At 73.0% G+C, this 23,359-nt stretch carries 5 protein-coding genes; 1 reads left to right on the top strand and 4 read right to left on the bottom strand.

Going from position 1 to position 23,359, the window contains the following annotated elements:
- On the top strand, positions 1 to 477 hold the full coding sequence (locus K4G22_RS27630; RefSeq protein ID WP_228083182.1) for a winged helix-turn-helix transcriptional regulator: 477 nt from the start codon (positions 1 to 3) through the stop codon (positions 475 to 477).
- On the opposite strand, the gene K4G22_RS27625 is transcribed toward K4G22_RS27630, so the two are convergent.
- The 4 genes from K4G22_RS27625 to K4G22_RS27610 form a co-directional block, all read right to left on the bottom strand.
- Complete coding sequence (locus K4G22_RS27625) at positions 408 to 1,286, bottom strand: TIGR03621 family F420-dependent LLM class oxidoreductase (RefSeq protein WP_228083181.1); 879 nt, start codon at positions 1,284 to 1,286, stop codon at positions 408 to 410. The two genes, K4G22_RS27630 and K4G22_RS27625, sit on opposite strands and share 70 nt — an antisense overlap.
- Positions 1,287 to 1,363: 77 nt before the next feature.
- Positions 1,364 to 5,179, bottom strand: a complete 3,816-nt coding sequence (locus K4G22_RS27620; RefSeq protein WP_425336818.1) for a type I polyketide synthase — start codon at positions 5,177 to 5,179, stop codon at positions 1,364 to 1,366.
- A 95-nt stretch (positions 5,180 to 5,274) separates the two neighbouring features.
- Entirely contained in the window at positions 5,275 to 13,701 is an 8,427-nt protein-coding gene (locus K4G22_RS27615; RefSeq protein ID WP_228083179.1) for a type I polyketide synthase, read from the bottom strand.
- A 13-nt stretch (positions 13,702 to 13,714) separates the two neighbouring features.
- The gene (locus K4G22_RS27610; protein WP_228083178.1) at positions 13,715 to 23,350 is read right to left on the bottom strand and encodes a type I polyketide synthase; all 9,636 of its coding nucleotides are present in this window, start codon (positions 23,348 to 23,350) and stop codon (positions 13,715 to 13,717) included.
- Positions 23,351 to 23,359: the final 9 nt, after the last annotated feature.

Raw genomic sequence — 23,359 nt, 5'->3', positions numbered from 1 at the left:
ATGTTCCAGAGGAACACCGATGTGCCGGTGAGCGACGTCCCTCCGGAAGCCTGTCCCTTACGCGAGGTAATCGGTCAGGTGGGTGGAAAGTGGAGCGCGCAGATCATCGTGGCGACCGCTGACGGCCCGATTCGCTATACCGAGCTGGAGCGCAGGGTCGATGGCATCAGCAGACGCATGCTCACGCTGACCCTGCGGCATTTGGAGCGTGACGGCCTGTTGGTCCGCACCGTCTATCCGACGGTGCCGCCCAAGGTCGAGTACACGCTCACCGACATGGCCGTCGAACTGCATGCCTCGCTCGCCGCGCTGATCGCCTGGGCGGAGCGGCACGGGACGGCCATCAGCAGGGCGCGCGAGGCGTACGACAGCAGGGAGGACACCGTCACGGAGGCGGTGGTGGCCCCTCAGGTGCCGCGCAGGGCCTCCACCACCGGAGCGAAGGAGTCGATGAACGGCTCAAGAACGCTGATGTAGGAGATGCCCCAGCGCTCCCGCATCTCGCGCACCTCGGCGATGATCTCGTCGACGGTGCCGATCAGCAGCACCGGCGCGTGACGCACCTCGTCCACGGTCAGGAACGGGTACTGGGGCGCCAGTTCCTGGACCGCCGCCTCCCGGTCGTCGGTCACGATGACGCGCTGGACCAGGAAGTTGCGTTCCACGGCGGGGCTGCGGTGCGCGGAGACCCGGGAGAAGTACGCGACCCGCTCGTCGAACACCTCGTAGGACACGGCGCGCAGCCCCTCCGGGCTGTCGGGGTCGTACGCCCCGCCGATGAAGCCCACGATGTCGGCCTTCTCGGCCGCCAGCCGCAGCACCCGGTTGCCGTTGCCCGCGATCAGCAGCGGCACCGAGGGCTGTGCCTTGGCCGGCTCGGTGGCCGGATCGTTGAGGGTCGCGTCGAGCGCCTTGACGGTGCGCTCCAGCTGGTTGACCCGGTCGCGCGGGCTGCCGGGGTCGAGGCCGAGGGCGTGGAACTCGGGGTGCGCGTAGCCCGTGCCCAGGCCCACCTCAAGGCGTCCGCCGGTGAGTTGGTCGGTGGTGGTGATGTCGCGGGCCAGCATGTCCGGGTGGTAGAAGCCGGTGTTCAGCACGAAGCTCCCCACCCGCAGCGAGGTGAGCTGGGCGGCGGACACCAGCGAGGGGAAGGGCGAGGGCTTGCCCAGATGGTCGGGCACGAGGATGACGTCATAGCCGAGCGACTCGATCTGGCGGCAGGTGTCCGCCCATTCCTTGGCGCCTGATACCTGGAGCAGGGTGACCGCGAACCGGAAGGGATGCATGCGACGTGGCGTCCTCTCTGTGGGTGTTCTCGGGGTCGGGCACGGGGGGGCCGGGCCGGGGGCGGCCCGGCGGGGACTCAGGCGGGCGTCGACAGGCCGTCGAGCCAGTCGGCGACCGCGGCGGCGGTGGACTCGGAGTGGTCCTCCAGCACGGTGAAGTGGTCGCCCGGGACCTCGGCCGCGTCGTGTGGCAGCGGCCAGAACGCCCGCCACTCCGCGCTCGGGCCCTGCGCCGGCAGCGCGCCTGGCAGCGGCTGCGCGGCCCGGACCAGCAGGGTCGGCACCGTGCTGGGCTTGGGCTGCCAGCCGGCGAAGAGCCGCTGGTAGGCGCCCATCGCGGTGAGGTTGTGGCGTTCCAGGGGTGGGCCGAACCTGTCGATCCGGTCGAGCGTGCCCGCCGTCATGGCGGGCAACCACCAGTCCATGCCGTCCTGTTCGCCGGCGTCCACGGGATAGGTGTCGATGAGGACGACGCCGGCCGGAGCCGGTCCCGACTCCTCAAGCGCACCCGCCACCGCGTGCGCCACACAGCCGCCGATGGAGCGGCCCACCAGGACGAAGGGTTCGTCCCCCACGGCGCCACGCACGGCCTCGGCCAGGAGCAGGCGGTAGGTCTCATAGCTGTCCGGCGGCTCCTCGTGCGCCGCGAAGCCGGGGGACGGCAGCGCCAGCACCTCCCGCGCCTCCTGGAACGAGCGGCCGAACCGCGCGTACTCGTGCGGCCCCGAGGCCGCGCTGAGCGACGGCAGGCAGATCAGCCGGGGCCGGGCCCGCCCCTCGCTGAGCCGGACGGGGATCGGCCGGTGATCGCCGGCGGACTCCGCGCCGAAGCCGGCCCGGAGGGCGGAGGCCGCCGTCAGCACCTGGGCGGCCTCCTGGAACCGGTCGGCCGCGCACAGCTCCCGGTAGAGGGTGGCCAGCGCGTCGCCCTCACCGCCGCCGACCGGCCCTTCGGGCCGCGCGTCGCCGGAGGCGCGCAGGGCCTCCAGGTGGGCGGCCAGCGCGCGGGGGGTGGGGTGATCGAAGATGGTGGAGACGGGAAGCCGCAGCCCGGTGGCGGTGGCCAGCCTGGCGCGCAGCTGGGCCGCCGTGAGGGAGTCGAAGCCCATTTCGAGGAACGGCCGTTCCGGGTCGAGCCGTTGGGCGTCGGGGTGGCCGAGCACGGCGGCGGCCTCGGCGCGGACCAGCGTGGGCAGGTCGGCGGCGGACATGGGCCCGGCCACGGGGGCGGTGCGGGCGCCGTCGGCCTCGGGTGCGGGGGACGCGACCGCGTCGAGCCAGTACCGCTCGCGTTGGAAGGGGTACGTCGGCAACTCCACCCGGGCGCCGGTCGGGCGGCCCGTCTCGGCCAGCACCCGCCGCCAGTCCACCGGTGTGCCGCGCGCATGCAGCTGCCCGAGCGCCGCCAGCACCGTCTCCACCTCGGGCCGGTCCCTCTGGAGCGTGGCGGCGAAGGCGGGCCCGGTCGGAAGCGCGTTCTGGGCCAGGGTGGTGAGGACGGGGTCGGGGCCGATCTCGATCCAGCCGCTGGTGTGCGGGGCGAGGGCCTGGACGGTGTCGTGGAAGCGGACGGGCTCGCGGATATGCCGCACCCAGTGATCGGGATCGGTGACATCCCCACCCGCCACCAATGGAATACGCGGCGCGTGATACGTGAGCCGACGGGCCGTGGCCGCGAACTCCTCAAGAATCGGATCCATCAACGGCGAATGGAAGGCATGCGACACCTTGAGCGACGTGGTCTTCCGCCCCAGACCCCGAAAATGCTCACCCACCGCCGCAACCGCCGCCGCCTCCCCCGAAACCACCACCGCACGAGGCCCGTTCACCGCCGCGACACCCACCACCGACGAAAGCAACGGAAGAACCTCCTCCTCCACCGCCTCAACCGCCACCATCGCACCACCCGACGGCAGACCATCCATCAACCGAGCCCGCGCCGACACCAATGCCACGGCATCCGCCAACGACAACACACCCGCCACATGCGCCGCCGCGATCTCCCCCACCGAATGACCCGCCACCGAATCCGGAACCACACCCAGGCTCTCCAACAACCGGAACAACGCCACCTCGATCGCGAACAACGCCGGCTGCGTGTGGATCGTACGGTGGACGGCATCCGGCTCCCCCACGTCGAACACCACCTCCCGAAGCGAACGAACCGCCAACCCGGCCAACCGCCCGTCCACTTCGGCACACACCTCGTCAAAGACCCCGGCGAACACCGGGAACACACGGTGGAGTTCAGCCCCCATCCCGACACGTTGACTGCCCTGACCCGTGAAGAGGAACGCGACCTCTCCCTCCGTCACCCGTCCGGTCACCAGCCGGGCGGAGGGGAGCCCCGACGCCAGGGCGGCCAGCCCCACGCGGAGTTCGTCGAGGTCGTTGCCGATGACCACCGCCCGATGCTCGAACGCGGTCCGGGTGTCCAGCAGGGTCGCCGCGATGTCCCGGGGGTCGGCGTGGACCTCCCCGAGCCGCGCGGCCTGCGCCGCCAGGGCCTGGGGGCTGCGGGCGGAGAGCGTCCAGGGGATCACCGCTGGCGCGCTCGGCGCCTCGTCGGATGGCGCCGACTCCGGTGCGGTCGGGGGCTGTTCGAGGATGAGGTGGGCGTTGGTGCCGCTGACGCCGAACGATGACACGGCGGCGCGGCGCGGCCGGTCGGCCTCAGGCCAGGGCCGCGCCTCCGTCAACAGCTCGACGCTGCCCGCCGACCAGTCCACATGCTCGGACGGCTCATCGACATGCAGGGTTCGGGGCAGTAGCCCCGCGCGTAATGCCATGACCATCTTGGTGATCCCGGCGACGCCGGCGGCGGCCTGGGTGTGCCCGATGTTGGACTTCAACGACCCCAACCACAGCGGCACTTCACGATCCTGGCCATAGGTGGCCAGCAGCGCCTGCGCCTCGATCGGATCGCCCAGACGCGTCCCCGTCCCATGCGCCTCCACCGCGTCCACCTCATGAGCCGCAAGCCCGGCATTCGCCAACGCCTGCCGAATCACCCGCTGTTGGGCAGGACCGCTCGGGGCGGTCAGGCCGTTGGACGCGCCGTCCTGGTTGACCGCACTCCCCCGGATCACCGCGAGCACCGGATGACCGTTCCGCTGGGCGTCGGAGAGCCGCTCCAACAGGAGCAGCCCCGCGCCCTCGCCCCACCCCGTCCCGTCGGCCGCCGCCGAGAACGACTTGCACCGCCCGTCAGGAGCCAGCCCCCGCTGCCGCGAGAAGTCGACAAAGGCGGTGGGCGTCGCCATGACCGCCGCCCCGCCGGCCAGGGCCAGGTCCGACTCGCCCGAGCGCAGCGACCGGGTGGCCAGATGCACCGCGACCAACGACGAGGAGCACGCCGTGTCCACCGTCACCGCCGGCCCCTCAAGGCCCAACGTGTAGGCGATCCGGCCGGAGGCCACGCTGGTGGCGGCTCCGACGATCAGATATCCCTCCAACTCGGCCGGCAGCCGGTGGAATCCGGTGCCGTAGTCGCGCCCGGCGACGCCGGCGAAGACCCCGGTGCGGGTGGAACGCAGCGCCCTCGGGTCGATCCCGGCCCGCTCGACGGCCTCCCAGGCGACCTCCAACAGCAGCCGCTGCTGCGGGTCGGCGGCCAGCGCCTCCCGAGGGCTGATGCCGAAGAACTCCGCGTCGAACCCGGACGGGTCGTCGAGGAAGCCTCCCTCGCGGGTGTAGGAACGGCCGGGCCGGTCCGGGTCCTCGTCGTAGAGCTCCGGGTCCCAGCCCCGGTCGGTGGGGAAGCCGGTGACGGCGTCGCGGCCCTCACGCACCAACTCCCAGAGCCTCTCCGGGGTGTCGGCGCCGCCGGGCAGCCGGCACGCCATCCCGACGATGGCGATCGGCTCGCCGGCGGCGGCCTCCAGCTCCGCCACGCGTCGGGAGGCGGACCTGGCGTCGGCGAGCGCGCGCCGCAGATAGTGCCGCAGCTTCTCCGTCTCGGCCGTGGCCTCGACTCCGGTTCCGGCGGTCATCGGCTTCCCTCCTTGCGGTCCATCAGCTCGAACAGCTCGTCGTCGGTGGCGGTGGCCAGGTCGAGTTCCGTGTCCTCGACTCCGGCCGGGAAGCGGTCCCAGCGCGCCAGCAGCGCCCTGAGCCGGATCACCGCCTCGTCCTGTGCGGGGTCGTCGGCGGCGAACGACGCCTCAAGGGCCGCCACCGCCTCCAGCAGCGGATGCCCGGCCCCGTCGGCGGAGAGCGCGTCGGCCAGATGCGCCGAGAGCGCGAGGGGCGTGGGGTGGTCGAAGACCACAGTGGCGGGCAGCGGCAGGCCGACGAGGGTGCCCAGCCGGTTGCGGAGGTCCATGGCCGCCAGCGAGTCGAAGCCCAACTCGCGGAAGGCCAGGGTCGGTTCCACGGACTCGCCCGGCTCGTAGCGCAACACGTCCGCCGCCTGGCCGCGCACCACATCGAGGAGCCGTTCCGCGCGTTCGGCCGGTTTCAGGCCGGCGAGCTCGTCGGCCAGGCTCGCTGCCGCCGCCTCGTCCAAGGGCTCCGGTTCCTGGTAGGTCGCGGTGTCGTCCGCCCTGCGGGTGGGTGCCTCCAGCCAGTAGCGGCGCCGCTGGAACGGGTAGGTGGGCAGCTCCGCCAGGGGCGTGGCGCGTGGCCCCACCACCGGGGTCCAGTCGACGGGTGTGCCCTGGACATGGGCCTCGCTCAGGCTGGTCAGGAAGCGTTGCCGCCCTCCCTCGTCCCGGCGCAGCGTGCCCACCACATGCCCGTCGGCGAACCCGGCGGCGTCCATGCTCTCCCGGACGCTCATGGTCAGCACCGGGTGGGGGCTGGCTTCGATGAAGGTGTTGTAGCCCTGGTCGAGGAGGGTTTCGACGGCCCGCTGGAAGAGCACCGGCTGACGGAGGTTGGCATGCCAGTACTCCGTGGTCAACTCCTCGGGCGCCACCCAGTCCCCCGTCACCGTCGACACCATCGGCACCCCACCCGCCAACGGACGAACCTCCCCCAACACCGCCCCGATCTCCTCCCGCACCCCATCCACATGCGCACTGTGCGACGCGTAGTCCACCGGCACCCGCCGCGCCCGCACCCCCCGCGCCACCACCACCGCCAAAAACTCCTCCAACGCCACCGAATCACCCGCCACCACCGTCGACCCAGGACTGTTCACCACCGCAACCCCCAACCGACCACCCCACGGCACCAACGCCACCTCCACCTCCGCCACCGACAACGCCACCGACGCCATCCCCCCAGAACCCGCCAACGACAACAACGCCGCAGAACGCCCCGTCACCACCCGAGCACCATCCTCCAACGACAACACCCCCGCCACACACGCCGCCGCGATCTCCCCCTGCGAATGACCCACCACCGCATCAGGACGCACCCCATACGCACCCCACAACGCCGCCAACGACACCATCACCCCCCACAACACCGGCTGCACCACATCCACCCGCTCCAACCCCGGCGCACCCACATCCCCACGCAACACCCCAGCCAACGACCAATCCACAAACGGAGCCAACGCCACCTCACACTCAGCCACCGCCCGAGCGAACACCTCCTCCCCCTCCAACAAACCCCCCGCCATCCCCACCCACTGCGAACCCTGCCCCGGAAACACCAACACCGTCCGACGCCCCTCCACCGCACGACCCCGCACCACACCAACCCCCAACCGCCCCCCAACCAACCCACCCAAACCAGCCACCAACCCCGAAACCCCCACACCCAACACCACCGCCCGCTCCTCAAACACCGCCCGGGAGTGCACCAGGCCACGGGCCACCTCGGCGGGTTCAGCGCCTTCGCCCAGCAGGGCGGCGACCTGCCGGGCCCGTGCCGCGACCGCGCCGGGTGTCCTGCCGGAGATCACCAGGGGGAGCGTGCCGTCGGTCGTGCCGTCGGGTGCCTCGGCCGGTGGGGCGGGCTCCGCCGGCGCCTGCTCCAGGACGACATGGGCGTTGGTGCCGCTGACGCCGAACGACGACACGGCGGCGCGGCGCGGCCGGTCGGCCGCCGGCCAGGGCCGCGCCTCCGTCAACAGCTCGACGCTGCCCGCCGACCAGTCCACATGCTCGGACGGCTCATCGACGTGGAGGGTCCTGGGCAGCAGCCCCGCACGGAGCGCCATGACCATCTTGGTGATGCCGGCCGCGCCGGCGGCGGCCTGGGTGTGCCCGATGTTGGACTTCAACGACCCCAACCACAGCGGCACTTCACGATCCTGACCGTAGGTGGCCAGCAGCGCCTGCGCCTCGATCGGATCCCCCAGACGCGTCCCCGTCCCATGCGCCTCCACCGCGTCCACCTCATGAGCCGCAAGCCCCGCGTTCGCCAACGCCTGCCGAATCACCCGCTCCTGCGCCGGACCGCTGGGCGCGGTCAGGCCGTTGGAGGCGCCGTCCTGGTTGATCGCGCTGCCGCGCACCACGGCGAGGACGGGATGGCCGTTGCGGCGGGCGTCGGAGAGCCGCTCCAGCAGGAGCAGCCCCGCGCCCTCGCCCCAGCCCGTGCCGTCGGCGGCGGCGGCGAACGACTTGCACCGCCCGTCGGGGGCCAGCGCCCGCTGCCGGGAGAACTCCACGAAGGTGGTCGGGGTGGCCATGACGGTGACCCCGCCCGCCAACGCCATCTCGGACTCACCCGAACGCAACGACTGCGCCGCCAGATGCACCGCCACCAACGACGACGAGCACGCCGTGTCCACCGTCACCGCCGGCCCCTCAAGGCCCAACGTGTAGGCGATCCGCCCTGATCCGACGCTGCCCGCGCTGCCGTTGCCCAGATAGCCCTCAAGGCCCTGGGGCACATCGTGGAGCCGGGAGCCGTAGTCGTGGTACATCAGCCCGGCGAAGACGCCGGTCCGGCTGCCGCGCAGGGTGGCCGGGTCGATCCCGGCCCGCTCGACGGCCTCCCAGGCGACCTCCAACAGCAGCCGCTGCTGCGGATCCGTCGCCAACGCCTCACGCGGCGACATCCCGAAGAAGGACGCGTCGAACTCGGCCGCCTCGTAGAGGAAGCCTCCCTCGCGGGTGTAGGAACGGCCGGGCCGGTCCGGGTCCTCGTCGTAGAGCTCCGGGTCCCAGCCCCGGTCGGTGGGGAAGTCGGAGATGGCGTCGCGGCCCTCACGCACCAACTCCCAGAGCTTCTCGGGGGTGTCAGCGCCGCCGGGCAGCCGGCACGCCATCCCGACGATGGCGATCGGCTCGTCGGCCGCCGCGCCGTTCGCGACCGCCACCGGCGGCGGCGCCGCCGCGCCGCGCTCGCCGAGGAGGCGGGCGCGCACATGGGTGGCGAGCGCGGTGGGCGTCGGGTGGTCGAAGACGACCGTGGCGGCGAGCCGCAGGCCCGTGACGGCGTTCAGCCGGTTCCGCAGCTCCACGGCGGTCAACGAGTCGAACCCGAGGTCCTTGAACGCCCGGTCGGCGCCGACGGCCGCCGCGCCGGTGTGCCCGAGCACCGCGGCGGCCTCCGTGCGCACCACCTCGGCCAGCGCGGCGGTGCGCTCCGTCTCGGGCAGGGCCGCCACCCGTTCGGCGAGGCCCGACGGGTGCCGTCCGGCAGCCGCAGCCGTCGGGCGGGACGGCCGCACCAGGCCCCGCAGCAGCGGATGGACGTCATCGCGGCGGGTGGCCAGGTCGAACGGCGCGAGCAGCGGGGTGGCCGACTCGGTGCCGAGGGCGGCGTCGAAGAGCGCCAGGCCCTGGTCGGCGGCGAGGGGGCGCATCCCGCCACGGGAGAGCCTGGCCCGGTCGGCGTCGGTGAGATGGCCGGTCAGGGCGCTGGCGTCGGCCCACAGGCCCCAGGCCAGCGAGCGGGCGGGGCGGCCCTGGGCCCTACGGTGCTCGGCCAGCGCGTCGAGGAACGCGTTCGCCGCCGCGTAGTTGCCCTGCCCCGCCGTGCCGAAGACGCCGCTCGCTGAGGAGAACAGCACGAACTCGGCGAGGTCCAGATCGGCGGTCAGCTCGTGCAGGTGCCAGGCGGCGTCGGCCTTCGGCCTGAGCACGGCGTCCAGCCGCTCCGGTGTGAGGGCGCTCACCATGCCGTCGTCCAGCGCCCCGGCGGTGTGCACGACGGCGGTGAGCGGGTGCTCGGGCGGGATGTCCGCCAGCAGCGCGGCGAGTTGGGCGCGATCCCCCACGTCCACCGAGGCGCCCGTGACGTGCGCGCCCAGCGCCGTCAGCTCGTCGAGCAGCTCGGCGGCGCCCGGGGTCTCGGCGCCGCGCCGGCCGGCGAGCAGCAGCCGTCCGGCGCCGTGCCGGGTGACGAGATGCCTGGCCACCAGCGCTCCGAGCACGCCGAATCCGCCGGTGATCAGCACCGTCCCGTCCTGGCGCCAGGCCGGCTCGGACGCCGGCTCCGCCCGCCGCAGCCTGGGGACGAGGGCCCGGCCGTCGCGGAGTGCCAGCTCTCGTTCCCCGGCGGCGACCGCCGTGGCGACCACGGCCGCGAGCGCGCCGGCTGAGGCGGGCGTGTCGTCGGTGTCGACCAGCAGGACGCGGTCGGGGTGTTCGGACACGGCGGAGCGCACCAGTCCCGAGGCCGCGGCCTGGGCCGGGTCGGGGGACTCGTCGGGGCCCACGGCCACCGCGCCCCTGGTGACCAGGGCGAGGCCGCCCTCCCCTGCGAGCCGGTCGCGCAGCAGCGCCAGGGCCGCGCCGGTCGCCGCCCGGGTGGCGGCCAGGGGATCGCGGCCGGGGGCGTCCGCTTCGGTGACCGGCACGATCTCCCAGCCCTGGGCGTCCGCCGCCTGGACGCCGGCCGGCAGCGGCGTCCACTCCGTCGCGAAGCGCGCGTCCGCCTGCCCGGGGCGCCCCTGTTCGAGCTGGTCCCGCGACACCGGCCGCAACGCGAGCGAGCGCGCCGTGAGCGCCGGGGCGCCCTCGGGGTCGGTGGCGCGCAGCGTCAGGGCGTCGGGTCCGGCGGGCGAGATGACGACGCGGAGGGCCGTGGCGCCCGAGGCGTGCAGGGTGACGTCGTTCCAGGCGAACGGCAGTCGGACCGAGCCGGCGGGCGCCGGCGGCAGCACGCCGCAGCCCGCGGCGTGCAGCGTGGCGTCCAGAAGCGCCGGGTGGATGCCGAACTCGCCTACCCGCGCGCCCTGTTCCTCGGGGAGCTCGATCTCGGCGAACACCTGGTCCCCGGCGCGCCAGGCGGCCCGCAGCCCCTGGAACACCGGGCCGTAGCCGAGCCCGTCGGCTTCGAGCGCCGGGTAGAACCCGGTCAGGTCGACGGGGGTGGCGTCCGGGGGCGGCCAGACGCCGGACGGTGCGGGGTCGTGCTCATCGACGGCGGGCTCGGGGAGCAGCTCGCCCCTGGCGTGCCGCCGCCAGGCTTCGTCGCCCGATGTCCGCGAGTGCAGGGACACGGGCCGGGCGCCGTCCGGGCCGGGTGCGCCCACGACGACCTGGAGCCTGACCTCACCGCCCGGCGGGAGCAGCAGCGGCTCCTCGATGACGAGCTCGCCCAGCACCGGGGCGCCCACCTCGTCCCCGGCGCGGACCGCCATCTCGACCAGGGCCGTGCCGGGGACCAGCGTCGCGCCGAGCACGACATGGTCCAGCAGCCAGGGCTGGTCCCTGGCGCTGAGCCGGCCGGTGAGGAGGACGGCGCCCGGCGTCGCCGGGTCGAGGGAGGCGGCGAGCAGCGGATGCCCGGCGGCGGTCAGGCCGAGCGAGCTGGCGTCGCCCGTGCCCGGCTGGGGGTCGATCCAGTAGCGGCTGCGCTGGAACGGGTAGGTGGGCAGCTCGATCCGCTCCGTCGGGGCGTCGGCGAACGTGGCGCCGAAGTCCACGTCCACGCCGTGCACATGGGCTTCGGCGAGGGAGCGCAGGAACCGGGCGGGGCCGCCCTCGTCGCGCCGCAGCGTCCCGATGGCGACGGCGTGCCGGGCGCCGAACTCCTCGGCGGTCTCCTGCACGGGTGTCACGAGCACGGGGTGGGGGCTGGCTTCGATGAAGGTGTTGTAGCCCTGGTCGAGGAGGGTCTCGACGGCCCGCTGGAAGAGCACCGGCTGACGGAGGTTGGCATGCCAGTACTCCGTGGTCAACTCCTCGGGCGCCACCCAGTCCCCCGTCACCGTCGACACCATCGGCACCCCACCCGCCAACGGACGAACCTCCCCCAACACCGCCCCGATCTCCTCCCGCACCCCATCCACATGCGCACTGTGCGACGCGTAGTCCACCGGCACCCGCCGCGCCCGCACCCCCCGCGCCACCACCACCCCCAAAAACTCCTCCAACGCCACCGAATCACCCGCCACCACCGTCGACCCAGGACTGTTCACCACCGCCACCCCCAACCGACCACCCCACGGCACCAACGCCACCTCCACCTCCGCCACCGACAACGCCACCGACGCCATCCCCCCAGAACCCGCCAACGACAACAACGCCGCAGAACGCCCCGTCACCACCCGAGCACCATCCTCCAACGACAACACCCCCGCCACACACGCCGCCGCGATCTCCCCCTGCGAATGCCCCACCACCGCATCAGGACGCACCCCATAGGCACCCCACAACGCCGCCAACGACACCATCACCCCCCACAACACCGGCTGCACCACATCCACCCGCTCCAACCCCGGCGCACCCACATCCCCACGCAACACCCCAGCCAACGACCAATCCACAAACGGAGCCAACGCCACCTCACACTCAGCCACCGCCCGAGCGAACACCTCCTCCCCCTCCAACAAACCCCCCGCCATCCCCACCCACTGCGAACCCTGCCCCGGAAACACCAACACCGTCCGACGCCCCTCCACCGCACGACCCCGCACCACACCAACCCCCAACCGCCCCCCAACCAACCCACCCAAACCAGCCACCAACCCCGAAACCCCCACACCCAACACCACCGCCCGCTCCTCAAACACCGCCCGGCCCCTGGCCAGTTCGCGTGCGATCACCGCCGGATGCGCCGTCTCGGGCACGGCCGTGGCCAGTCGGGCGGCCTGTTCGGCCAGGGCCTGGGGGGTGCGGGCGGAGAGCGTCCAGGGGATCACGGCGGGCGTCTTCGGCGCCTCGTCGGAGGGGGCCGACTCCGGTGCGGTCGGGGGCTGTTCGAGGATCACATGGGCGTTGGTGCCGCTGACGCCGAAGGACGACACGGCGGCGCGGCGCGGCCGGTCGGCCGCCGGCCAGGGCCGCGCCTGCGTCAACAGCTCGACGGACCCCGCCGACCAGTCCACATGCTCGGACGGCTCATCGACATGCAATGTGCGGGGCAGCAGCCCATGCTCAAGGGCCAGCACCATCTTGATGATCCCCGCAACCCCGGCGGCGGCCTGCGTGTGCCCGATGTTGGACTTCAACGACCCCAACCACAGCGGCACTTCACGATCCTGACCATAGGTGGCCAGCAGCGCCTGTGCCTCGATCGGATCGCCCAGACGCGTCCCCGTCCCATGCGCCTCCACCGCGTCCACCTCATGAGCCGCAAGCCCCGCGTTCGCCAACGCCTGCCGAATCACCCGCTCCTGCGCCGGACCATTCGGCGCCGTCAACCCGTTGGAGGCGCCGTCCTGATTGACCGCACTCCCCCGCATCACCGCGAGCACCGGATGACCGTTCCGCCGCGCGTCCGACAACCGCTCCAACAACAACATCCCCCCGCCCTCGGCCCAGCCGGTGCCGTCGGCAGCCGCCGCGAACGCCTTGCACCGCCCATCAGGAGCCAACCCCCGCTGCCGCGAGAACTCGATGAACTCACCAGGCGTCGACATCACCGTGACCCCACCCGCCAACGCCAGATCCGACTCACCCGAACGCAACGACTGCGCCGCCAGATGCACCGCCACCAACGACGACGAGCACGCCGTGTCCACCGTCACCGCCGGCCCCTCGAACCCGAACGTGTAGGCCACCCGACCCGAGGCGACCGAGCTGGCGTTCCCGGTGCCCAGGAAACCCTCAAGTTCGCTGGGCACCGGGTGCGCCAGGTCCTGGTAGTCCTGCATGTTGGAGCCGGCGAACACGGCGGTGCGGGTGCCACGTAACGCGGTGGGGTCGATCCCGGCCCGCTCGACGGCCTCCCAGGCGACCTCCAACAGCAGCCGCTGCTGCGGATCCGTCGCCAACGCCTCACGCGGCGACATCCCGAAGAACTCGGCGTCGAATCCCCCGACATCGTCGAGGAAACCGCCGTGCCGGCTGTAGGAGGTGCCGGTGTGCGCCGGGTCCGGGTGGAAGAGCCCCTCCACGTCCCAGCCGCGATCGCGTGGCAGTTCCGAGACGACGTCGGCGCCGGCGTCCAGGACGGACCACAGTGCCTCGGGCGTGTCGACGCCGCCGGGCAGCCGGCACGCCATCCCGACGATGGCCAGGGGTTCGTTGCGCGCCTCCTCGGCGGCGTGCAGGCGCTTCCTGGTGTCGTGCAGTTCGGCGGTGACCCGCTTGAGGTAGTAGCGAATCTGGTCGTCACTCATGGTCCCTCGCCTCTCAGGAAATGCCCAGCTCGTTGCCGATGAAGTCGATGAGGTCCGCGTCGTCCGCGGCCAGCAGCCGGTCGCGGCTCACATCCGTGCCCGGGTCGCCGCCGCCCGGGTTTCCGCACCGTGCCAGCAGGTCCCGCAGCCGGACCGCCGCGCGTTCCCGGTCCGGCGGGGTGACCTCGGAGGCGGCCAACGCCGCGTCGAGCCGGTCCAGTTCGGCGAAGAGCGATGCCGCGGGGTCGGGGCGGGGCGCCAGCCGGTCCCGCAGATGGGTGGCGACCGCCGTCGGCGACGGGTGGTCGTAGAGCAGGGTGGCCGGCAGCCGGAAACCGGTCTCGGCGGCGAGACGGTTCCGCAGTTCGACGGCGCTCAGCGAGTCGAAGCCCTGCTCCCGGAACGGGCGTCCCGGCTCGACGTCGTCGGGCGAGGCGTGGCCCCGCACGGCGGCCACCTGGCCGCGCACCAGGTCGAGCAGGGCGTGCAGATGGTCCTTCTCCGGCAGCGCGGCGAGCCGTTCGGCCAACCCGCCCGCCTCCTGGCGGCGCGGCCCGGCCCCGCCGCCGGACGCGGGCGCCCGCCCTGACACGCCGGGCAGCTCGCCCAGCAGCGGGTGCGGCCTGACCCGCCCGTAGGTCGCCCAGTCCACGTCGAAGACCCCGACCCGCGTCTCGTCCAGGTCAAGGGCCCTGGAGAGCGCGGTGACGGCGATCTCGGGGTCCATCGGACGCTGTCCGTACCGGCGGAACATCGCCTCGCTGCGTTCGTCGGCGATGCCGCCCCCGCCCCAGAAGCCCCAGGCGATCGAGGTGGCCGGCAGGCCGTCGGCCCGCCGCTGCTCGGCGAGGGCGTCGAGGAACGCGTTGCCGGGCGCGTAGTTCCCCTGCCCGCTGATCCCGCAGAAGGCGGTGATCGACGAGAAGAGGACAAACGCCGACAGCGGCATGGAACGGGTCAGCTCGTGCAGGTTCCTGGCACCACCGGCCTTGACGCGCAGCGCGCGCTCCTGCTGGGCCACGGTCAGATCCGGGATCAACGCGTCGTCCAGCAGGGCCGCCGTGTGCACCACCGCGCTCAGCGGATGGCGGTCCGGGATGGCGGCCAGCACCTCGGCGAGCCGCTCGCGGTCGGCGACGTCGCACGCCGCGAAGGTCACCTCGGCGCCCGCCTCGGTGAGTTCGGCCGCCAGCGCGTCGGCGCCCGGCGCCTCGGCGCCGCGTCGGCTGAGGAGCAGCAGGTGGTCTGCGCCGGCGCGCGCCAGCCAGCGCGCCACATGTGCGGCAAGCGCCCCGCTGCCGCCGGTGACCAGCACGGTGCCGCCTGGCCGCCACCGACGGCCGCCGTCCCGCGCCGGGACCGGCGCCTGGACCAGCCGGCGGACCAGCACGCCGCCGGCGCGGACGGCGAACTCCCGCTCGTCGCCCGGCGCGCCGAGCACCTCGACCACCCGGGCGACCGACCGCTCGTCCGGCGCCGCCGGCAGATCGATCAGACCTCCCTGGCGCTGTGGGCTCTCCACCTCGGCGATGCCGGCGAAGCCCCAGGTCAACGCCTGTTCGGGGGTGCTGATCCGGTCTCCGGGGCCGGCCATCTGGGCGCCCCTGGTCAGGGTCCACAGAGGAGCGGCGCCCGCGAGGTCGTCCAGGGCCTGGACCAGCCCCAGGCCGGCAGCGGCCGACCAGGGGACCCCGGGGTGGTCGGGGTGCGCGCCGCTCTCCAGGGCCAGCAGGGACAGCACGCCGTCGCCCGGTCCTCCGGCGTCCTCGATGTTCCGGGCCAGCGCGTGCCGGTCGGAGTCGGCTTGTTCGACCGGCACGATCCGCACCCGGTCCCGTCGCGCCGTCAGCCCGTCGACCAGGGCGGTGGCCCAGGGGTCCGCCGCCCGTCCCGCCGGGACGAGCAGCAGCCAGTCCCGTTCGGCGGGCGGCCGGGTCGACGGCCGGCCGGCGAGGGGCCGCCACAGCACGCGGTAGCGCCACGAGTCGGCGGCCGTCGTCGTCCGGGTCCTGCTCCACCACGCGGAGAGCGCGGGCAGCACGGTGGTGAGCGACGACTCGTCGAGCCCCAGGGTTTCGGCGAGGCCGTTGGCGTCGCCGTCCGCGACCGTCGCCCAGAACGCGCCGTCGGCCGAGCCCCGCGTGGCGTCCTCGCGGGCGGGTTCGACGGGGGTGAGCCAGTACCGCTGCCGTTGGAAGGCATAGGTGGGCAGGTCGACCGCGCGCCCCCCGCTTCCTTCGAACACCCGCTCCCAGCTCACCTCCTGTCCCCCGGCGTGCAGCCGGCCGAGGGCGGCCAGCACCGTTGTCGCCTCCGGGTGATCGCGGCGGAGCGTCGGCACCGCGATGTGGTCGCCTGGCAGTGCCTCCCGCACCAGGGTGGTGAGGACGGCGTCGGGGCCGATCTCGATCCAGCCGCTGGTGTGCGGGGCGAGGGCCTGGACGGTGTCGTGGAAGCGGACGGGCTCGCGGATATGCCGCACCCAGTGATCGGGATCGGTGACATCCCCACCCGCCACCAACGGAATACGCGGCGCGTGATACGTAAGCCGACGGGCCGTGGCCGCGAACTCCTCAAGAATCGGATCCATCAACGGCGAATGGAAGGCATGCGACACCTTGAGCGACGTGGTCTTCCGCCCCAGACCCCGAAAATGCTCACCCACCGCCGCAACCGCCGCCGCCTCCCCCGAAACCACCACCGCACGAGGCCCGTTCACCGCCGCGACACCCACCACCGACGAGAGCAACGGAAGAACCTCCTCCTCCACCGCCTCAACCGCCGCCATCGCACCACCCGACGGCAGACCATCCATCAACCGAGCCCGCGCCGACACCAACGCCACGGCATCCGACAACGACAACACACCCGCCACATGCGCCGCCGCGATCTCCCCCACCGAATGACCCGCCACCGAATCCGGAACCACACCCAGGCTCTCCAACAACCGGAACAACGCCACCTCGATCGCGAACAACGCCGGCTGCGTGTGGATCGTACGGTGGACGGCATCCGGCTCCCCCACGTCGAACACCACCTCCCGAAGCGAACGACCCGCCAACCCGGCCAACCGCCCGTCCACTTCGGCACACACCTCGTCAAAAGCCCCGGCGAACACCGGGAAGACACGGTGGAGTTCAGCCCCCATCCCGACACGTTGACTGCCCTGACCCGTGAAGAGGAACGCGAGGCCGCCCGGGGTCACGACCTCGCGGACCAGTCCGGTGGCCGGCCGGTCGTCGGCGAGGGCTCGCAGCCCCGTCAGCAGCTCCTCCTCGTCGGAGCCGATGACCACGGCGCGGTGGTCGAGGGCGTTCCTGGTGGTCGCCAACGAGTAGCCGATGTCGACCGGGTTGGCCCGCCGCTCGCTCAGGGCCGTGGCCAGTCGGGCGGCCTGCTCGGCCAGGGCCTGGGGGGTGCGGGCGGAGAGCGTCCAGGGGATCACGGCGGGCGCGCTCGGCGCCTCGTCCGACGGGGCGGACTCCGCCGGTGCCTGCTCCAGGATCACATGGGCGTTGGTGCCGCTGACGCCGAAGGACGACACGGCGGCGCGGCGCGGCCGGTCGGCCGCCGGCCAGGGCCGCGCCTGCGTCAACAGCTCGACGGACCCCGCCGACCAGTCCACATGCCCGGACGGCTCATCGACATGCAACGTCCGAGGCAGCAGCCCATGCTCAAGGGCCAGCACCATCTTGATGATCCCAGCGACCCCGGCAGCCGCCTGGGTGTGCCCGATGTTGGACTTCAACGACCCCAGCCACAGCGGCACTTCACGATCCTGACCGTAGGTGGCCAGCAGCGCCTGCGCCTCGATCGGATCCCCCAGACGCGTCCCCGTCCCATGCGCCTCCACCGCGTCCACCTCACGAGCCGCAAGCCCCGCGTTCGCCAACGCCTGCCGAATCACCCGCTCCTGCGCCGGACCATTCGGCGCCGTCAACCCGTTGGACGCACCATCCTGATTGACCGCACTCCCCCGCATCACCGCGAGCACCGGATGACCGTTCCGCCGCGCGTCCGACAACCGCTCCAACAACAACATCCCCGCACCCTCACCCCAGCCGGTGCCGTCGGCAGCCGCCGCGAACGCCTTGCACCGCCCATCAGGAGCCAACCCCCGCTGCCGCGAGAACTCGATGAACTCCCCAGGCGTCGACATCACCGTGACCCCACCCGCCAACGCCAGATCCGACTCACCCGAACGCAACGACTGCGCCGCCAGATGCACCGCCACCAACGACGACGAGCACGCCGTGTCCACCGTCACCGCCGGCCCCTCGAACCCGAACGTGTAGGCCACCCGACCGGAGAGCACGCTGCCCGCGTTCCCGATGCCGAGGTATCCCTCCAGCTCGTCGGGCGGCGACTGCGTCCGCCCGTAGTCCTGGACATTGGTCCCCGCGAAGACCCCGGCCCGGCTGCCGCGCAGGCTCGCCGGGGCGATGCGGGCCCGTTCGACGGCCTCCCAGGCGACCTCCAACAGCAGCCGCTGCTGCGGATCGGTCGCCAACGCCTCACGCGGCGACATCCCGAAGAACTCCGGGTCGAACTCGGCCGCCTCGTAGAGGAACGCCCCCCGGCTGGTGGTCGACTTCCCGACGCGGGCCGGGTCCGGATCGAACAGGTCGGGATCCCAGCCCCGGTCCGTGGGGAAGTCCGCCACGGTGTCGACGCCATCGGCGAGCAGTCGCCACAGCGCCTCGGGCGAGTCGGCCGCGCCGGGGAACCGGCAGGCCATGCTGACGAGGGCGATCGGCTCGTCGGCCGGGGCGGTCGGCCCGCTCGCCGGCCGCGTCCCGGTGGCGCCGCCGGCATTTCCTGGCAGCCGCTCGTCCAGATGGGCGGCCAGCTCGGCAGGGGTGGGGTAGTCGAAGGTCAGGGTGGCGGAGAGGTCGACTCCGAGGAGGTCGGTCAGCCGGTTCCGCAGCTCCACGGCGGTCAGCGAGTCGAAGCCCAGATCGCGGAAGGTGCGGTTCGCCTGGACGGCCCCCGGGGCGGTATGCCCCAGGACCTCGGCCACGGCGGTGCGGACCAGGCTCAGCAGCGCCGTCCGGCGCTCCTGGGGAGCGAGCCCGACCAGCCGTTCGACACCCGAAGTCCCCCGCTTGACCGGCGACTTGGTGAGCCCGCGCAGCACGGACGGCACCCCGGCCGCCCGCACGGCGGCGGCATCGAGCCGGAACGGCAGCAGGACCGGGCGCTCGCCGCGCAGCCCCGCGTCGAACAGCGCGAGACCGGCATCCGGCGTCAGAGGGCGGAAGCCGAGCCTGGCCAGTCGGCCACGGTCCGTGTCCGTGAGGTGCGCGGTCATCCCGCCGTCCGAGGTCCATGGGCCCCAGGCGAGGGCGGTGGCGGGCAGCCCCTGGGCGTGCCGGTGCTGGGCGAGGGCGTCGAGAAACGCGTTGGCCGCCGCGTAGTTGGCCTGCCCGGCCGTGCCGAAGGTGCCGGCCGCCGACGAGAAGAGGACGAAGGCCGCGAGGTCGGCGTCGCGGGTCAGTTCGTGCAGGTGCCAGGCGGCGTCGGCCTTGGGACGCAGCACGGCGGTGAGCCGGTCGGGGGTGAGGGTGGTGAGGGTGGCGTCGTCGAGAACGCCCGCCGTGTGGATGACGGCGGTGAGCGGATGGGCGTCGGGGATGGCCGCCAACAGCGCGGCCACCGCTGCCCGATCCCCGACGTCGCAGGCCACGGCCGTGGCCTCGGCGCCCGCTTCGGCCAGCTCGGCGAGCAGTCGGTCGGCGCCGGGTGCCTCGGCGCCCCGGCGGCCGGTCAACAGCAGCCGGCGGACGCCGTGTTCGGCGACGAGATGGCGGGCCGTCAGCCCACCGAGCGTGCCGAACGCGCCGGTGACCAGCACGGTGCCCGCCGGGTCGAGGGGACGTCCGGCGCCCGCCGTCGGGCGGGAGCGGGCCAGTCTGGGCACAAACGCCAGCTCGCCTCGGAGCGCCACCTGCGGTTCGCCGGTCGCACGGGCGACGGCGAGGGCACGCGCGGGAGCCTCGTCCCCGGCGTCGGGCGCCACATCGAGCAGCAGGACGCGCCCGGGGTGCTCGGTCGCCGCCGTCCTGGCCAGCCCCCACACCGCCGCGCCCGCCGGATCGGGGGACTCGTCGTCGCGCACCGCCACCGCGCCCCGGGTGAGCACCGCCAACGGCCCTTCGTTGGGGGGCTCTTCGAGCCAGGCGCGGAGGCCGGCCAGCACCTCGGCCGTCGCTCGGCGCGCCGCCTCCCGCGGTGCCTCGCCGGCCGGCTCGGGGGCGCGCAGCCAGACCACGTCCGCCTCATCGGCGTCGGGCGTCGGCCCCTCTTCGGCGGTGGGGACCTCGGTCCACCGCAGCTCGTGGAGCGCCTCCAGATGGGCGACGGTGGGCGCGGGGCCGAAGACGACCGAGCCCAGATCGGCCAGCGGTTCGCCGGCGGGGGTGAGCAAGGTCAGCGCCGCGCGGTCCTGGCCGGTGTGCGCCACCCGCACCTGGCCCGCTTCGGCGCCCGGCGACCGAAGCGTCACATCGTGCCAGGCGATCGGCACCGTCCCGTCCGGGGCCACGGACCGCACGGCGTCGTCCAGCAGCGCCGGGTGCAACAGGAAGGCTTGGCCCGCCTGTTCGGGCGGCAGCGCCACCTCTCCCGCGCTCTCGCCCGGCGTCGGCGTCGCCGCCGGCTCCGTGCCCAGCCGGCCAGCGGCGTGCCTGCGCCATTCGCCGTCGCCGTCCGGGCGGGCGTGCACGGTGAACGCGCCCTCGCCGTCGACGATCACCTGGAGTTCCAGGCCCCCGGTCTCGGGGACGAGCAACGGCTCGTGGGCGACCAGCTCGCGCACCGCGTGCCGGTCGGTGTCCACGCCGACGCGCAGGGCGAGTTCGACCAGGACGGAGCCGGGGACCAGTGCGCCACGGTCGAGCCAGGCATGGCTTCCGGGGGTGAGACGGACGGTGTGGATCTCGGTGTCGGTGTCGGCGGGTCGGGTGGTGGTGGGCAGGAACGGGTGGGTGTTGTCGTGGTGTTGGTCGGTGGTGGGGGTCAGCCAGTAGCGGGAGCGTTGGAAGGGGTAGGTCGGGAGGGCGACGGGTCGGGGTCGGAGGGGCTCGAAGAAGGCGCGCCAGTCCGGGGTGAGCCCCCGGGTGTGGAGACGGGTGAGCCCGCTGAGCAGGGAACGGACCTCGGGCAGGTCACGCCGCAGCAACGGCGTGGCGTCAGGCGCGTGCGGGGTGAGCGTGGCACCGGGCCCGACCTCGACCATGACGCCCACACCATGCCCACCCAGAGCAGTGAGGTGATCATGGAAGCGGACGGGCTCGCGGATATGCCGCACCCAGTGATCGGGATCGGTGACATCCCCACCCGCCACCAACGGAATACGCGGCGCGTGATACGTGAGCCGACGGGCCGTGGCCGCGAACTCCTCAAGAATCGGATCCATCAACGGCGAATGGAAGGCATGCGACACCTTGAGCGACGTGGTCTTCCGCCCCAGACCCCGAAAATGCTCACCCACCGCCGCAACCGCCGCCGCCTCCCCCGAAACCACCACCGCACGAGGCCCGTTCACCGCCGCGACACCCACCACCGACGAAAGCAACGGAAGAACCTCCTCCTCCACCGCCTCAACCGCCACCATCGCACCACCCGACGGCAGACCATCCATCAACCGAGCCCGCGCCCACACCAACGCCACGGCATCCGACAACGACAACACACCCGCCACATGCGCCGCCACGATCTCCCCCACCGAATGACCCGCCACAAAACCCGGAACCACACCCCAACTCTCCAACAACCGAAACAACGCCACCTCAACCGCGAACAACGCCGGCTGCGTGTGAAGCGTCCGATTCAACACCCCGGCATCACCACCCCACAGCACCCCCCGCAACCCCGGATCAAGCTGCTCCAACACCCCATCCAACGCCTCACCAAAGACCGGAAACGCCTCCGCCAACCCACGCCCCATGCCCAGATACTGAGCACCCTGACCCGGAAACAAAAACGCCACACCACCCGAAACCGGCTGACCAACCACCCCCGCACCCCCCGCCACCGCCGCCAACCCCGCAAGCAACTCCCCACGATCACCAGCGACCACCCCCGCCCGATACCCAAACACCGCACGCCCCGTCGCCAACGCGAACCCGACATCCACCGGCGGAACCTCGGAGCCCCGGACCAACGCGCCCAACCGCGCCGCCTGTTCGGCCAGCGCCTCGGGGGTCTTCGCCGACAGCACGACCGGGACTGGCCCCGTCGTCTCGGGCCGCGACTCGACCGTCTCCGCTGGTGGTGCCTGTTCGAGGATGAGATGGGCGTTGGTGCCGCTGATACCGAAGGACGACACGGCGGCGCGGCGCGGCCGGTCGGCCGCCGGCCAGGGCCGCGCCTCCGTCAACAGCTCGACGGACCCCGCCGACCAGTCCACATGCCCGGACGGCTCATCGACATGCAACGTCCGAGGCAGCGTCCCCGTTCGCATGGCCAGGGCCATCTTGATGATCCCAGCGACCCCGGCAGCCGCCTGCGTGTGCCCGATGTTCGACTTCAACGACCCCAACCACAGCGGCACCTCACGTCCCTGGCCATAGGTGGCCAGCAGCGCCTGCGCCTCGATCGGATCCCCCAGACGCGTCCCCGTCCCATGCGCCTCCACCGCGTCCACCTCATGAGCCGAAAGCCCGGCATTCGCCAACGCCTGCCGAATCACCCGCTCCTGCGCCGGACCGTTCGGCGCCGTCAACTGGCTGCTGGTGCCATCGGAGTTCACCGCGCTGCCCCGGATCACGGCCAGGACGGGATGGCCGTTGCGCCGGGCGTCGGAGAGCCGCTCCAACAGGAGCAGCCCCGCGCCCTCGCCCCACCCCGTCCCGTCGGCCGCCGCCGAGAACGACTTGCACCGCCCGTCAGGAGCCAGCCCCCGCTGCCGGGAGAACTCCAGGAAGAGCCCCGGGGTCGGCATCACCGTCACCCCGCCGGCGAGCGCCAGACCGCAGGCGCCGTTGCGGAGTTCCTGCGCGGCCAGATGGACCGCGACCAGCGAGGACGAGCACGCGGTGTCGATGGTGACCGCTGGCCCGTTCAGCCCCAGGGTGTAGGCGATGCGGCCCGAGGCCACGCTGGTGTGACCGCCGGTGAGCAGATAGCCCTCGGTGCCCGCCGTCTTCCCCTCGTGCAGGCGGGGGCCGTAGTCCTGTGCCGACGCGCCGGCGAAGACCCCGGTGGCGCTGCCGCGCAGCGTGGTCGGATCGATCCCGGCATGCTCCAGCGCCTCCCAGGCGACCTCAAGCAGCAGCCGCTGCTGCGGGTCCATCGCCAGGGCCTCACGTGGGCTGATCCCGAAGAACTCGGCGTCGAACCCGGCCACATCGGAGAGGAACCCGCCCTCCCCGGCGATGGAGGTACCGGGACCGCCGTCCGGGTCGTGCAGGCCATCGACGTCCCAGCCACGGTCGGTCGGCATCGGGCCCACCGCGTCGCGTTCCTCGGCCACCAGACGCCACAGCTCGTCGGCGCTCGCGACTCCACCCGGGTAGCGGCAGCCGACGCCGATCACCGCGATCGGCTCGGTCCGCTCCGACTCGACTTGGTGCAACCGCTGCCGTGTGCGGTGCAGATCGGTGGCGACACGGTTGAGATACGTCCGGAGCCTGTCGTCGTTGGTCATCGAAGTCCC

Origin of the sequence: Streptomyces profundus (assembly GCF_020740535.1) — a bacterium.
GTDB classification, from domain to species: domain Bacteria; phylum Actinomycetota; class Actinomycetes; order Streptomycetales; family Streptomycetaceae; genus Streptomyces; species Streptomyces profundus.
The sequence above is the reverse complement of the archived record's forward strand: the minus strand, read 5'-3'. Positions and strand labels throughout refer to the sequence as shown.

Bases quoted from the DNA above. Each gene is read 5' to 3' on its own strand.
- K4G22_RS27630 (WP_228083182.1), top strand. From the start codon at position 1: ATGTTCCAGAGGAACACCGATGTGCCGGTGAGCGACGTCCCTCCGGAA.
- K4G22_RS27625 (WP_228083181.1), bottom strand. From the start codon at position 1,286: ATGCATCCCTTCCGGTTCGCGGTCACCCTGCTCCAGGTATCAGGCGCC.
- K4G22_RS27615 (WP_228083179.1), bottom strand. From the start codon at position 13,701: ATGAGTGACGACCAGATTCGCTACTACCTCAAGCGGGTCACCGCCGAA.
- K4G22_RS27610 (WP_228083178.1), bottom strand. From the start codon at position 23,350: ATGACCAACGACGACAGGCTCCGGACGTATCTCAACCGTGTCGCCACC.